Here is a 13,969-nt window from a genome sequence, read left to right as displayed (position 1 = left end):
ATGACCGCCATAGGTGTATAAGTACAAACTATTGATTCACCTCTTTTGATTGGTCCCCAAAGAAATGACGCTCACAGAACTGAAATACATCGTTGCTGTTGCCCGCGAGCGCCACTTCGGACGGGCCGCCGAGGCGTGCTTCGTGAGCCAGCCAACCTTGTCAGTGGCAATCAAGAAGCTCGAAGACGAGCTGAACGTACAGATTTTCGAGCGCGGCACGAGCGAAGTGAGCGTGACGCCCATCGGCGAGCAAATCGTGACGCAGGCGCAGCGCGTGCTCGAGCAGACGCTCGCCATCAAGGAAATCGCGAAGCAGGGCAAGGACCCGCTCGTTGGCCCGCTGCGTCTGGGCGTGATCTATACGATCGGCCCGTACCTGCTGCCCACGCTCGTCAAGCAGATGATCAAGCGCGTGCCGCAGATGCCGCTGATGCTGCAGGAGAACTACACGCTCAAGCTGATCGAGCTGCTCAAGCAAGGCGAGATCGACGTGGCCATCATGGCGCTGCCGTTTCCCGAAACCGGGCTTACGCTGCGTGCGCTCTACGACGAGCCGTTCGTGGTCGCGCTGCCCTCGGGCCATGCGTGGGAGCAGCGCGAAAAGATCGACCCCGACGACCTCAAGCAGGAAACCATGCTGCTGCTCGGCAGCGGCCATTGCTTCCGCGACCACGTACTGGGCGTCTGTCCCGAGCTGATGCGCTTTTCGCAGAACGCCGACGGCATCCAGAAGACCTTCGAAGGCTCGTCGCTTGAGACGATCCGCCATATGGTGGCAAGCGGCGTGGGCATCACGGTGCTGCCGCGCATGTCGGTCACCGAGGTGAAGCCGCATGCGGGCGGCGTGGATTCGGGCCTGCTTTCGTACGTGCCGTTCGACGAGCCGGTGCCGGACCGCCGGGTCGTGCTGGCGTGGCGCAAGAGCTTCACGCGGATGCCGGCAATCGAGGCGATTGTCGATGCGATTCACGCCTGCGAGCTGCCGGGCGTGAAGCGGGTCGAAGCGCCCGCCGAGGCGGCTTGAGGCACGCCTGGGTTTTATCGCCCCGCGCGTCCATTGCGCGTGGGGCCATGCTTACCTTCCCGACTTTCCCCTTCGCTTTCTATCGCGCGACCCCCAATAAGTCACGCCTATTCGATAGATTAAATAAATCAAATTTCTATTGTCAATAGCGTTTGATAAAGTTCTTCACACCGATCCACTCAGGACGAACTGGAGAAAGCGATGCAAACCAACGTTCCCAATACCGTCGCCGTAATGACTCAGGCGCCCGCCTCAGCGAGCGTCATTAAGGGTCTGCGTACTGTCGCGTTTTCGTTGCTCGTTGACCGGGCGCTCGCCGCCTGACCGACCTACCCACTCTTATCAGGAGTCCAGAATGACAGACCGTACCCTTACCTCAGCAGCAGGCGCGCCCGTCGTCGACAACCAGAATTCGCTCACCGCCGGCCCGCGCGGTCCCGTGATGCTGCAGGACGTGTGGCTCATCGAAAAACTCGCACACTTCGACCGCGAAGTGATTCCCGAGCGCCGCGTGCACGCAAAGGGTTCCGGCGCGTTCGGCACGCTCAAGGTCACGCACGACATCTCGCGCTATACGAAGGCCAAAGTGTTTAGCGAAGTCGGCAAGGAAACACCGCTTTTCATGCGCTTTTCGACGGTCGCGGGCGAGCGCGGCGCCGCCGACGCCGAACGCGACGTGCGCGGCTTCTCGATCAAGTTCTACACGGAAGAGGGCAACTGGGACGTCGTCGGCAACAACACGCCGGTGTTCTTCATTCGCGATCCGCTCAAGTTCCCGGATTTCATCCACACGCAAAAGCGCGATCCGCGCACGAACCTGCGCAGCAACGTCGCCGCGTGGGACTTCTGGTCGCGTCACCCGGAGTCGCTGCATCAGGTCACGATCGTCATGAGCGATCGCGGCATTCCGAAGAACTACCGGCAGCAGCATGGCTTCGGCTCGCACACGTTCTCGTTCATCAACGCGAACAACGAGCGCTTCTACGTGAAGTTCCACTTCAAGTCGGCGCAGGGCGTGGAGAACTTCACGGACGCCGAAGCGGCGCAGGTGGTCGCGCAAGACCGCGAGTCCGCGCAGCGCGATCTCTACAACGAGATCGAGAAGGGGAACTTCCCGAAGTGGCATTTCCGTATTCAGGTGATGCCCGAGGCCGATGCCGCCAGGGTTCCGTACAACCCGTTCGACATCACGAAGGTGTGGCCGCACAAGGATTACCCGTTGATCGACGTGGGCACGATCGAGCTCAATCGCAATCCGGAGAACTATTTCGCCGATGTCGAGCAGGCCGCGTTCACGCCCGCCAACGTAGTGCCGGGCATCGGCTTCTCGCCGGACCGTCTGTTGCAGGGGCGTCTGTTCTCGTATGGCGATACGCAGCGTTATCGCCTCGGTGTCAATCACCATCAGATTCCGGTGAACGCGCCGCGCTGCCCGTTCCACTCGTTCCATCGTGACGGCGCGCTGCGCACCGATGGCAACCTCGGCGGCACCGTGAACTACGAGCCGAGCCGCTTCGGCGACTTTGCGCAGCGTCCGCAGACCGGCGAGCCGGCGCTCGCGGCGGGGGCGGTCGGTCACTACGATCACCGCGAGGACGACGATTACTACAGCCAGCCAGGCGCGCTGTTCCGCCTGTTCGATGCGGGCCAGCGCGAACGGCTCTTCGGCAATATCGCGCGAGCCATCAAGGGCGTGCCCGACGACGTCGTGCAGCGGCAGATCGAGCATTTCCGCCGCGCCGATCCGGCATACGCACAAGGCGTGATCGCGGCGATGGCCGCGCTCGCCGAGACGCGCAAGGCGGCGCGGTAGTCGCGAAAGAGAGATGGGGCGCGGCGTTGCATTGGCGCCCGCTACGCAAGGGCTCGCGCACCTCGTCACCCTGATGGGCCATTGAGCCCGAATAACCGAAAGGAGTTCTCATGGCTAAGAAACCTGTTGTGCAGCACGTGAACATCGGCATTAGCGACAAGGATCGCAAGAAGATCGCGCAGGGGCTTTCGCATCTGCTCGCGGACACCTACACGCTGTATCTGAAGACGCACAACTTCCACTGGAATGTCACGGGGCCGATGTTCAACACGCTCCATCTGATGTTCGAGACGCAGTACAACGAACTGGCGCTGGCCGTGGATGCCATCGCCGAGCGTATTCGCGCGCTGGGCGTGCACGCGCCGGGCAGCTACAAGGATTTCGCGAAGCTCTCGTCGATTCCGGAAGCCGATGGCGTGCCGGCCGCCGAGGACATGATTCGCCAGCTCGTGGAAGGCCAGGAAGCCGTGGTGCGCACCGCGCGCGCGATCTTCCCGGCGACGGAAGCCGCCAATGACGAGCCGACCGCCGACTTGCTCACGCAGCGCATGCAGACGCACGAGAAGACGGCGTGGATGTTGCGCTCGATGCTGGGCTGATGCTGGCCTTGATGCGGGGATCGATGCTGGCCCGCCGGCGTGGGGGACGATTGCGGGCCCGATGATGGGCGGGCGGCGGCGCATCGCCGCTCTCGCCTACAATAGGCGGCATTGTTTTTCCCGTTCCCATCATGTTCGCCCGACTCCCGCTCTATCTGCGGCTCGTCCGCATGGACAAGCCGATCGGCAGCCTGCTGCTGCTGTGGCCGACGCTCAACGCGCTGTGGATCGCCTCGAATGGCCATCCGTCGCTCTCGCTGCTTGTGATCTTCACGGTGGGCACGGTGCTCATGCGCTCGGCGGGCTGCGCGATCAACGACTACGCCGACCGCGACTTCGACCGCCACGTGAAGCGCACGGCCGAGCGGCCCATCACCTCGGGCCGCATCCACGCATGGGAAGCGGTGGCGATTGCCATCGTGCTCGCGTTCGTTTCGTTCCTGCTGATCCTGCCGCTCAATGCGCTCACCAAGCAGCTTTCGGTGGTGGCGCTGTTCGTGGCGGGGTCGTATCCGTTCACGAAGCGCTTTTTCGCAATTCCGCAGGCGTATCTGGGCATCGCGTTCGGCTTTGGCATTCCGATGGCGTTTGCCGCCATCCAGGATCAGGTGCCGATGCTCGCGTGGATCATGCTCGTCGCGAACGTGTTCTGGTCGGTGGCCTACGACACCGAATACGCGATGGTCGACCGCGACGACGACATCAAGATCGGCATCCGCACCTCCGCGCTCACGTTCGGCCGGTTCGACGTGCTCGCAGTCATGCTCTGTTATGCGGCCACGCTCGGCATCTACGTCTGGGTGGGCGCGACGCTGCAATTGGGCGCGCTGTACTGGCTCGGCTGGGCGGCGGCGGCGGGCTGCGCGATCTACCACTACACGCTGATCAAGGACCGCGAGCGCATGCCGTGCTTCGCAGCGTTCCGCCATAACAACTGGCTGGGCGGCGCGCTGTTTGCGGGGATCGCGGCGCACTACGCTGCGGGCGCGATGTAGCCGATCCGGCTCCGCCCGGACCAGTTGTTAAAAAAGCGCCCATGGGCGCTTTTTTACGTGGGCGGCCTGGCAGGCCCGGCGAATTACTGCTTGCCGAATTCTTCGCCCATCTCCTTCGCCCGCGCGTCGGCGGCCAGCGCGCCGCGCACGATCGCGTCCTTGATGGCCGACGCGTCGAACGACGCGAGCGCCGCGGCGGTGGTGCCGCCCTTCGACGTCACGCGCTCGCGCAGCACGCCGGGCGGCTCGTCCGACTGCAGCGCGAGCTGCGCCGCGCCCGTGAAGGTGGCGATGGCGAGCGCTCGGCCTTGCTGCTCGTCCATGCCGAGTTCGCGGGCCGCGGCTTCGAGCGCTTCGATGAAATAGAACACGTAGGCCGGGCCGCTGCCCGAAATGGCCGTGACGGCGTCGATCTTGCTCTCGTCGTCGAACCAGACGGTCTGGCTCACTGCGCCGAGCACGTTCGACGCCAGTTCGCGGCCTGCCGCGTCGACGCCGCTGCCGGCACAGAGGCCCGTCGCGCCCATGCCGATCAACGCGGGCGTGTTGGGCATCGTGCGCACGACGCGCGCGTGGCCGTCCAGCCAGCGCGACAGATCTTCGATGCGGATGCCCGCCATGATGCTGATCACGACCTGATGCGCGCCAAGGTGCGGCGCGAGCGATTGCGCCACCGCCTTGGCGATCTGCGGCTTCACTGCGAGCAGGATGGCGTCGTATTCGGCGAGCGTGCTGTCAGGGGCCGCGCCGGTGCGGATGCCGAACTGATCCGCGCTGCGCTTGCGCGCGTCTTGGTTGGGATCGATCGCGTACAGGTCGCTGGCGGACACGCCCTTGCGGATCAAGCCGCCGATGATTGCAGCGGCCATGTTGCCGCCGCCGATGAAGGCAATTTTCATGGTGATGGTGAGCGTCAGTGAATCAGTGGGAGTAATCGCGTGTGCCGAAGATCGCGGTGCCGACGCGCACGATGGTCGCGCCTTCGAGCACGGCGGCTTCGAGGTCCGCCGACATGCCCATCGAGAGCGTGTCGAGCGTGAGGCCGTCGGTGCGCAACGAATCGTGTAGTGAGTCGCGCAGTGAGTCGAGTAGTTCACGCAACTGCCGATGCGGCGCGCGCTGCGCCTCGAGCGTGGCTTCGGGCTCCGGGATCGACATCAGCCCGCGCAGGCGCAGATTCGGCAGCGCGGCAATCGCGTGCGCGACCTGCGCGGCTTCCTGCGGGGCGACGCCGCTCTTGGTGGCCTCTCCGCTCACGTTCACCTGCAGGCACACGTTGAGCGGCGCCATGCCGGCCGGGCGCTGCTCGGACAGGCGCTGCGCGATCTTGAGGCGGTCGACGGAATGCACCCAGTCGAAGCGCTCGGCCACGAGGCGCGTCTTGTTCGACTGCAATGGTCCGATGAAATGCCATTCGAGACTGGCGCGCAGGTCGGCGAGCGCCTCGATCTTGTCGACGGCTTCCTGCACGTAGTTCTCGCCGAAAGCGTGCTGGCCCGCTGCGTGTGCGGCGCGCACGTCCTGTGCCGGAAAGGTTTTCGATACCGCGAGCAGCGCGACGGATTCCGGCGCGCGGCCGGCATTGCGCGCGGCGGCGGCGATGCGCTGGCGGACGGCTTCGAGATTGTGGGCGAAATCGGTCATCGGCATGGAGGCTGGCTGCGCAGCCGCAAGTGGCGCATGGGTGCGAAAGGGCAATTATACGGACCATTCGGACCGCGCCCGGCGCATGAAATCCGCTTTGCGGCTTGTCGAAAGCCCTATGCCGATTGGCCGACTGTTGGCGAGCGTTGCGTCTCGCTATGCTGGATCGTCATCGAAACCGCGGGATTCAATTGGCCGCCAGCATATGTTCCACAAGTTCGATCCAGTGCGTGACCGGAATGGTCGTGCCGCTTTGCAGGTGCGCGATGCAGCCGATGTTCGCCGAAACGATCAGTTGCGGCTCCAGCGCCTTGAGCCGCTCCACCTTCTGATTGCGCAGCGTGTAGGACAGGCGCGGCTGCGTGATCGAATAAGTGCCGGCGGAGCCGCAGCACAGGTGGCTGTCCACGGGCAGCCGCACGTCGATGCCCAGCGCGGCGAGCACCTTCTCCACGCCGCCGCGCAGTTGCTGGCCGTGCTGCAGCGTGCAGGGCGGGTGATACGCCACGGTGTGAATGCCGCGCCGGCGCGTGGCGGCGAGGAGCTGGTCCTGGAACGCGGGCAGGATCTCCGAGAGATCGCGCGTGAGCCCGGCAATGCGCCGCGCCTTGTCCGCATAGGCCGGATCGTTGCGCAGCAGGTGCGCGTATTCCTTGACCGTCGCGCCGCAGCCCGAGGCGTTCATGACGATCGCTTCCACGCCTTGCTCGACGTACGGCCACCAGGCGTCGATGTTCGCGCGCACGTCGTGGAGCGCGTCGTCCACGTAGCCCAGATGCAGGCGGATAGCGCCGCAGCAGCCGGCTTGCGGCGCCACCACGGTTTCGATGCCGAGCGCGTCGAGCACGCGCGCCGTGGCCGCGTTGATGTTCGGCATCATCGAAGGCTGCACGCAGCCCGCGAGCATCAGCATCTTGCGCGGGTGCTTCGTGGTGGGCCATGCGAGCGCGCGCTGGCGCACCGGCACCTTGTCGCGCAGGCGGCGCGGCAGCAGTGCGCGCATTTGCTGGGCCACGCGCATGGTAGGCGAGAACAGCATGCGGCTGGGCAGGAAGCCCGCGAGGAAGCGGCGCACGAGACGCTGGCGCAACGGACGCGACACCATCTGCTCGGCGTGCTTGCGGCCCACTTCCACGAGCCGGCCGTATTGCACGCCGGAAGGGCAGGTGGTCTCGCAACTGCGGCAGGTCAGGCAGCGGTCGAGGTGGGTGAGCGTGCTTTTCGTGACCGGCGCGCCTTCCACCATCTGTTTCATCAGATAGATGCGTCCGCGCGGGCCGTCGAGCTCGTCGCCAAGCAACTGATAAGTCGGGCAGGTCGCGGTACAGAAGCCGCAGTGCACGCACTTGCGCAGGATCGCGTCGGCTTCGTCGCCGTCGGGAGTGTTGCGAATGAAGTCCGCGAGGTTCGTCTGCATTGCGGCGTGAAGGTCTTGTCAGAAGTCGGAATAAAGGCGTCCGCGATTGAAGATGCGGGCCGGGTCGAACGCAGCCTTCAGGCCGCGGTGGATCTTCATGAGCGGCGCGGGCAGCGGCGTGAACACCCCGGCGCTGCGGTCGTAGTTGGCGCCCGTGCGGAACATCGTGGCATGGCCGCCGGCCTGCTTCGCGCTGATGCGCACCGTTTGCGCATCGGTTTCGGTGATCCACCAGCGCTGCGCGCCGCCCCATTCCATCAGTTGCGTGCCCGGCAGTTGCAACGGCTCGGCAATCGAGGGCAGGGCGAGACGCCACAGCGCGGCGTCCGGCGCGATCGAGGCAAAAAACGGGTCGGTCTGCTCGCGCAGTCCCGCCCAGAAGCGCTCGGCTTCCACGGCATCCACGACTTCGCCGCCCAGCAGCGCGCGCGCGGCCTTCACGCCGGCCTCCGCGCCCGCGAGGCGCACGGCCAGCGTGCCGTTGCGCCAGGCGCTCGCGGTCATCGGCAGCGGCCGGCCGCCCCATTCGTTGAGCTTGCGCACGGCGTCCGTGCCGTTCATGTCGAACTTGAGCGTGGTCTCGGCTTGCGCCAAGGGCAGCACTTTCACCGATAGCTCGAGAATCAGGCCAAGCGTGCCGAGCGAGCCTGCCATCAGTCGCGAGACGTCATATCCGGCCACGTTCTTCACGACCTGGCCGCCGAAATGCAGCACCTCGCCGTGGCCGTTCATGACGACCGCGCCCAGCACGAAGTCGCGCGCGGCACCCGCGCTTGCGCGGCGCGGCCCGGCAATGCCAGCGGCGACGCAGCCGCCGAAGGTGGCCTGCGGGCCGAAGTGGGGCGGCTCGAAGGGGAGCATCTGGCCGTGCGTCGCGAGCGCGTGCTCGATTTCGATGAGCGGCGTGCCGGCGCGCGCGGTAATGACGAGCTCGGCCGGGTCGTAAGAAATGATGCCCCGGTACGAGCGCGTATCCAGCACTTCGCCTTCGAGTGTCTGGCCATACCAGTCTTTTGTGCCGCCGCCGCGTATGCGCAGCGTGTGTCCGTCCGCGGTGGCCGCGCGAATGCGCTCGGACCACGTCGTGACGATATCGTCCTCTTCCATGATTTCCATGGCGCGTTTGTCGTTGTGGTTCGCTCGATTGTACTGACGCGCCTCACTCTGGCAACCCGGGGCAGGCCCGCATGGGTCATGCATCTTGCATTTCAGCGTGCGCACCGGCTCGCGGTGCGCACGCCGGACCTGCTAATGCGGCTTGAAAGCGCGGCCTGAAGGTGCGGTTTAGAAGCGCGGCAGATCCGGATGCGGCAGCAGGTTTCCACGCACGTGCATCCTGCCGTACTCGGCGCAGCGCGCGCGCGTGGGAATGCCCTTGTCGGGATTGAGCAGGCCGGCCGGGTCGAACGCGTGCTTCACGGCATGAAACGCGTCGCGCTCCTCGCGCGAGAACTGCACGCACATCGAATTGATCTTCTCGATGCCCACGCCGTGCTCGCCCGTGACCGTGCCGCCCAGTTCCACGCAGGCTTCGAGGATATCCGCGCCGAACGCCTCGGCGCGGTGCCACTCGTCGAGGTCGTTGCCGTTGAAGAGGATGAGCGGGTGCATGTTGCCGTCGCCCGCATGGAACACATTGATGCAGCGCAGCCGGTATTGCGTTTCCATTTGGTGGATGCGCGCAAGCAGCGGTCCAATCGCGCGGCGCGGCACAGTGCCGTCCATGCAGTAATAGTCTGGCGAAATACGGCCCGCCGCCGGAAACGCGTTCTTGCGGCCGGACCAGAACCGCAGCCGCTCCTCCTCGGTGCGCGATATCTGGATGCGGGTCGCGCCGTGCTCGCGCAGCACGACCGTCATGCGCGCGATCTCCTCGGCGACTTCCTCGGGGGTGCCATCGGATTCGCACAGCAGAATCGCGGCGGCGTCGAGGTCGTAGCCCGCGTTGACAAACTCTTCCACGGCGCGCGTGGCGGGCTTGTCCATCATCTCGAGGCCGGCAGGAATGATGCCTGCGGCAACGATGCCCGCCACCGCGTCGCCGCCTTTCACGACGTCGTCGAAGCTCGCCATGATGACTTGCGCCGTCTGCGGGCGCGGAATCAGCTTGACCGTGACCTCGGTGACGATGGCGAACATGCCCTCGCTGCCGATCATCACCGCGAGCAGATCGAGGCCTGGCGCGTCGGGGGCGAGCGAGCCGAATTCCACGATCTCGGCATCCATCGTCACCGCGCGCACGCGCAGCACGTTGTGCACCGTAAGGCCGTACTTGAGGCAATGCACGCCGCCCGAGTTCTCGGAGACGTTGCCGCCGATCGTGCAGGCGATCTGCGAGGACGGATCGGGCGCGTAATAAAGGCCGTAAGGCGCAGCCGCTTCGGACACCGCGAGGTTGCGCACGCCGGGCTGCACCGTGGCCGTGCGCGCGTAGGGATCGACTTCGAGAATGCGCTTGAAGCGCGCGAGCGAGAGCACGATGCCGTGGCGGATGGGCATGGCGCCGCCCGAGAGGCCCGTGCCCGCGCCGCGCGGCACGACAGGCACGTCCAGGCGCCGGCAGATCTGCACGATGCGCTGCACCTGCGATTCCGTTTCCGGCAGCGCCACGGCAAGCGGCAGGCGCCGGTAGGCCGCAAGACCGTCGCATTCATAGGCTACCGTGTCTTCTTCGCGGTGCAGCAGGCAGTGCGCTGGCAGTACCGCCATCAACGCCTGAACCACTTCGCGCTGTCGCTGCGCGAGCACTTCCGGCGTGAGTTCCGGCAACTTCGCCTCCGGTGCGTTCATGTCTTCTCCGCTCCCATGCAGGATGATTGTTGACTGCGTGTTATGCCGCCCAGCTGAAGATCTTGCCGGGGTTCATCAGATTGTGCGGATCGAGTGCGTGCTTGATGGCGCGCATCGTGTCGACCGTGTCGGCGCCATGCTCTTCCACGAGGAAGTCCATCTTGTGCAGGCCCACGCCGTGCTCGCCCGTGCAGGTGCCGTCCATCCTGATCGCGCGCTGCACGATCAGGTGGTTCAGGCGCTCGGCTTCCTCGATTTCCTCGGGTTTGTCCGGGTCGATCAGGATCGCGACATGGAAGTTGCCGTCGCCCACGTGGCCCACGATCGGGCAGGGTAGCGGCGAGGCCTTGAGGTCGGCCTCCGTCTCCACCACGCATTCGGCGAGGCGCGAGATCGGCACGCATACGTCGGTCGTCACGGCGCGGCAGCCGGGCCGCAGTTGCAGCATCGCGAAGTAGGCGCTGTGGCGCGCGTTCCACAGGCGGCTGCGGTCTTCGGGGCGGGTCGCCCATTCGAAACCCTCGCCGCCGTTTTGCGCGGCCAGTTCCTGCACGAGCTGTGCCTGTTCGGCGACGCCAGCTTCGGTGCCATGGAACTCGAAGAACAGCGTGTGCTTTTCGCGCAGCGTCAGGTTCGAGTGGCGATTGATCGCGCGCACTGCGAGCGAGTCGATGAATTCCACGCGCGCGATCGGCACGCCCATCTGAATCGTTTCGATGACCGTGCGCACGGCCTCGGCCATGGAGGCAAACGCGCATACCGCCGCCGACACCGCTTCGGGCTGAGGATAAAGCCGCACGGTGATTTCGGTGATCACGCCGAGCGTGCCTTCGGAGCCCACGAAGAGACGCGTGAGGTCATACCCCGCCGACGACTTGCGCGCGCGTGTGCCGGTCTTGATGACGCGGCCGTCCGCAAGCACGGCGGTGAGGCCCAGCACGTTCTCGCGCATCGTGCCGTAGCGCACGGCGTTGGTGCCGGAAGCGCGCGTTGCCGACATGCCGCCGATGCTCGCATCCGCGCCCGGGTCGATCGGGAAGAAGAGGCCGGTGTCGCGCAGCGCTTCGTTGAGCGCCTTGCGCGAGATGCCGGGCTCCACGGTGACGGTGAGGTCTTCGGCGTTGATCGAGAGCACGCGGTTCATCTGCGAGAGGTCGATCGAGACGCCGCCCTGCACCGCGAGCAGATGGCCTTCGAGCGACGAGCCGTTGCCGTAGGGAATGATGGGCACGCCATATTGCGCGCACAGCTTCACGATCGACTGGACTTCCTCGGTGTTCTGCGCGAACACGACGGCGTCGGGCAGTTGCGGGTCGAAGCGCGATTCGTCGCGGCCATGATGCGCGCGCACGGCTTCGGACGTGGAGACGCGTTCGCCGAACGCGCTGCGCAGTTTGTCGAGGAGATCGGTGGGGAACGGGCGGCGTGCAAAGGCCGGCGGCGCGGGATGATTCACGCGGGGGTCTCCTTCATTTGAACGTAACGCGTGGTGGAATTCGGAGCGCGGTTCATTTTACGCCCAACGTTTGAGGACGCGGTCCGCTGCCCACGGCTCGCTCGCGAACAGGCCCGCAAACAGGCCTTGGCCCATGCAGGCCGGGTTCGGCACAATTGCGCTTCAATCAGTTTGCTATTCGGAGAGACATACCATGGGCAACCGCCTGAGCAAGATCGTGACGCGCACCGGCGACGACGGCACGACGGGCCTCGGCGACGGCAGCCGCGTGCGCAAGGACGACGCGCGCATCGCTGCGATCGGCGAGGTCGACGAACTAAATTCGCACATCGGCGTGCTGCTGTGCGAGACGCTGCCGGACGACGTGCGCGCCGCGCTCACGGACATCCAGCACGACCTGTTCGACCTGGGCGGCGAGTTGTGCATGCCCGGGCACACCATCGTCACGGACGCGCAACTCGAGCGCCTCGATGGCTGGCTGGCCGAGTACAACGCCACGCTGCCGCCGCTCAAGGAGTTCATCTTGCCGGGAGGCTCGCGCGCGGCGGCACTCGCGCACGTCTGCCGCACCGTGTGCCGGCGCGCGGAGCGCATGATCGTCGCGCTCGGCGCGGCGCAGGACGCGAGCGCGGCGGGTGGGGCAGACGGGGCGGGGAAATCGGCCGCGCCGCTCGCGCAAACGCCGCGCCGCTATGTGAACCGGCTCTCCGACCTGATGTTCGTGCTCGCGCGCGTGCTCAACCGCGCGGCCGGCGGCGCCGATGTGCTCTGGCTTCACGACCGCGGCGCGGCGTCGGGTGAATCAGCGGATAAACCGGGCAGCGAGCCCGACACCGGCTCCAGCAAATAACGGGACCGAAGCACGGGCGTGGAATACGGGCGGCCGGCCTGCAAAGCCGGACCGCCATGCTGCCCGCATCCCGCAACGCGGAAAATGCTGTGGTGCGACAAAATGCCTGGGGCGGCGTATCTCATTAAACATGTATCGTATCCGCATGTTTAACAAGGAGAAGCCTCAATGACTGCGCTCACCGCCGACCAGATCGCCCGCGTCAAGGCCACCGCGCCTGTTTTCGCCGAACACGGCACCACCATCACGAAGCACTTCTACACGCGGATGTTCAATGCGCATCCAGAACTGAAGAACCTCTTCAACCAGACGCACCAGAAGAGCGGCAGCCAGCCGGAGACGCTCGCGCGCGCGGTCTATGCCTACGCGGCGAACATCGACAACCTCGGCGCGCTCGGCGGCGCGGTCTCGCACATCGCGAACAAGCATGCGAGCCTGAACATCCGTCCGGAGCACTATCCGATCGTCGGGCGGCATTTGCTGGGCGCGGTGGTGGACGTGCTGGGCGACGCCGTCGATCAACCCACGCTCGACGCGTGGGCGGTGGCTTACGAGCAGCTCGCGAACATCATGATCGGCGCCGAGGCGAAGCTCTACGAAGCCGCGCCGTGGAGCGGCTTCCGTCCGTTCAAGGTGATGCGCAAGCACGTCGAAAGCGACGAGATCACGTCGTTCTACCTCGCGCCCGCGGACGGCGCGCCGGCGGGCGGCTTCGAGCCGGGCCAGTACGTAAGCGTGACACGCTATGTCGACAAGCTGGGCGTCGACCAGCCGCGCCAGTACAGCCTCTCCGACGCACCACACGGCCGCTGGCTGCGCATCTCGGTCAAGCGCGAGGACGGCCGGGGCGAAGTCGAGCCGGGCCACGTCTCGAACCTGATGCATGACGGCGTGGAGGAAGGCGCGGTCGTGCACGTGAGCGCGCCGATGGGTGAATTCAAGCTCGATCGCAAGAAGGCCTCGCCGGTCGTGCTGATGAGCGGCGGCGTGGGCATCACGCCGATGGCGTCGATGCTGGCCACGCTGCTGGCCGAGCGCAGCGAGCGCAAGGTGACCTTCGTGCACGCCTGCCGCAACCGTGACGTGCACGCGTTCGGCGAGTGGATGCGCCGCGCCGCGGCCGAGCATCCGAACGTGAAGGTCGCGGTGTTCTACGAAGAAGTGGGCGCACAGGACCGCGTGGGCATCGACTACGACTTCGAAGGCCGCGTCGAGCTCGATCGCATCGCCGCCGAAGCGATCCTGCCGGATGCCGATTACTACGTTTGCGGCCCGGTCGCGTTCATGCGCGCGCAGCGCGACGCGCTGGTCGCTCGCGGCGTCGATCCCGCGCGCATCTACACGGAGATCTTCGGTTCGGGCATGCTCGACTGAAGCACTG

Annotated in this window: 13 protein-coding genes; 7 read left to right on the top strand and 6 right to left on the bottom strand. The window is 65.8% G+C overall.

Annotation, left to right across the window (positions count from 1 at the left end; translation table 11 throughout):
- Positions 1-64: 64 nt before the first annotated feature.
- The 5 genes from PWP93_RS10355 (at position 65) to ubiA (ending at position 4,431) form a co-directional block, all read left to right on the top strand.
- Positions 65-1,024, top strand: a complete 960-nt coding sequence (locus PWP93_RS10355; RefSeq protein ID WP_421023059.1) for a LysR substrate-binding domain-containing protein — start codon at positions 65-67, stop codon at positions 1,022-1,024.
- 201 nt (positions 1,025-1,225) lie between these two features.
- On the top strand, positions 1,226-1,348 hold the full coding sequence (locus tag PWP93_RS10350; RefSeq protein WP_421023060.1) for a hypothetical protein: 123 nt from the start codon (positions 1,226-1,228) through the stop codon (positions 1,346-1,348).
- 31 nt (positions 1,349-1,379) lie between these two features.
- Positions 1,380-2,837, top strand: coding sequence for a catalase (locus PWP93_RS10345; protein WP_421044425.1), 1,458 nt, complete (start codon positions 1,380-1,382; stop codon positions 2,835-2,837).
- Between the two features lie 110 nt (positions 2,838-2,947).
- Complete coding sequence (locus PWP93_RS10340) at positions 2,948-3,436, top strand: Dps family protein (protein ID WP_413186334.1); 489 nt, start codon at positions 2,948-2,950, stop codon at positions 3,434-3,436.
- 131 nt (positions 3,437-3,567) lie between these two features.
- Positions 3,568-4,431 (top strand): 4-hydroxybenzoate octaprenyltransferase, encoded by an 864-nt coding sequence (ubiA, locus tag PWP93_RS10335; protein ID WP_421023064.1) that lies wholly within the window; start codon positions 3,568-3,570, stop codon positions 4,429-4,431.
- Between the two features lie 83 nt (positions 4,432-4,514).
- On the opposite strand, the gene proC is transcribed toward ubiA, so the two are convergent.
- From proC to PWP93_RS10305, 6 genes are all read right to left on the bottom strand, one after another.
- A complete protein-coding gene (gene proC, locus PWP93_RS10330; protein WP_421044424.1) occupies positions 4,515-5,330 on the bottom strand; it encodes a pyrroline-5-carboxylate reductase in 816 nt (271 codons plus the stop codon).
- A 22-nt stretch (positions 5,331-5,352) separates the two neighbouring features.
- Positions 5,353-6,075 (bottom strand): YggS family pyridoxal phosphate-dependent enzyme, encoded by a 723-nt coding sequence (locus PWP93_RS10325; protein ID WP_421045064.1) that lies wholly within the window; start codon positions 6,073-6,075, stop codon positions 5,353-5,355.
- Positions 6,076-6,262: 187 nt separating this feature from the next.
- A complete protein-coding gene (gene glcF / locus PWP93_RS10320; protein ID WP_421023066.1) occupies positions 6,263-7,492 on the bottom strand; it encodes a glycolate oxidase subunit GlcF in 1,230 nt (409 codons plus the stop codon).
- Between the two features lie 18 nt (positions 7,493-7,510).
- Positions 7,511-8,599, bottom strand: coding sequence for a glycolate oxidase subunit GlcE (glcE, locus tag PWP93_RS10315; protein ID WP_421045063.1), 1,089 nt, complete (start codon positions 8,597-8,599; stop codon positions 7,511-7,513).
- 177 nt (positions 8,600-8,776) lie between these two features.
- A complete protein-coding gene (locus tag PWP93_RS10310) occupies positions 8,777-10,282 on the bottom strand; it encodes an FAD-linked oxidase C-terminal domain-containing protein (RefSeq protein WP_421044423.1) in 1,506 nt (501 codons plus the stop codon).
- 40 nt (positions 10,283-10,322) lie between these two features.
- Positions 10,323-11,738 carry an FAD-binding oxidoreductase gene (locus PWP93_RS10305; protein WP_421044422.1) on the bottom strand — a complete coding sequence of 472 codons (1,416 nt, stop codon included), beginning with the start codon at positions 11,736-11,738 and terminating at the stop codon, positions 10,323-10,325.
- Positions 11,739-11,931: 193 nt separating this feature from the next.
- On the opposite strand from PWP93_RS10305, the gene PWP93_RS10300 reads away from it, so the two are divergent.
- Positions 11,932-12,588, top strand: a complete 657-nt coding sequence (locus PWP93_RS10300; protein WP_421044421.1) for a cob(I)yrinic acid a,c-diamide adenosyltransferase — start codon at positions 11,932-11,934, stop codon at positions 12,586-12,588.
- A 168-nt stretch (positions 12,589-12,756) separates the two neighbouring features.
- A complete protein-coding gene (gene hmpA / locus PWP93_RS10295) occupies positions 12,757-13,962 on the top strand; it encodes an NO-inducible flavohemoprotein (RefSeq protein ID WP_421044420.1) in 1,206 nt (401 codons plus the stop codon).
- Positions 13,963-13,969: the final 7 nt, after the last annotated feature.

Source organism: Paraburkholderia sp. A1RI-2L, assembly GCF_048957375.1.
GTDB lineage: Bacteria > Pseudomonadota > Gammaproteobacteria > Burkholderiales > Burkholderiaceae > Paraburkholderia.
Note: the sequence above shows the minus strand (reverse complement) of the source record. Positions and strands in the feature narration are given on the sequence as shown.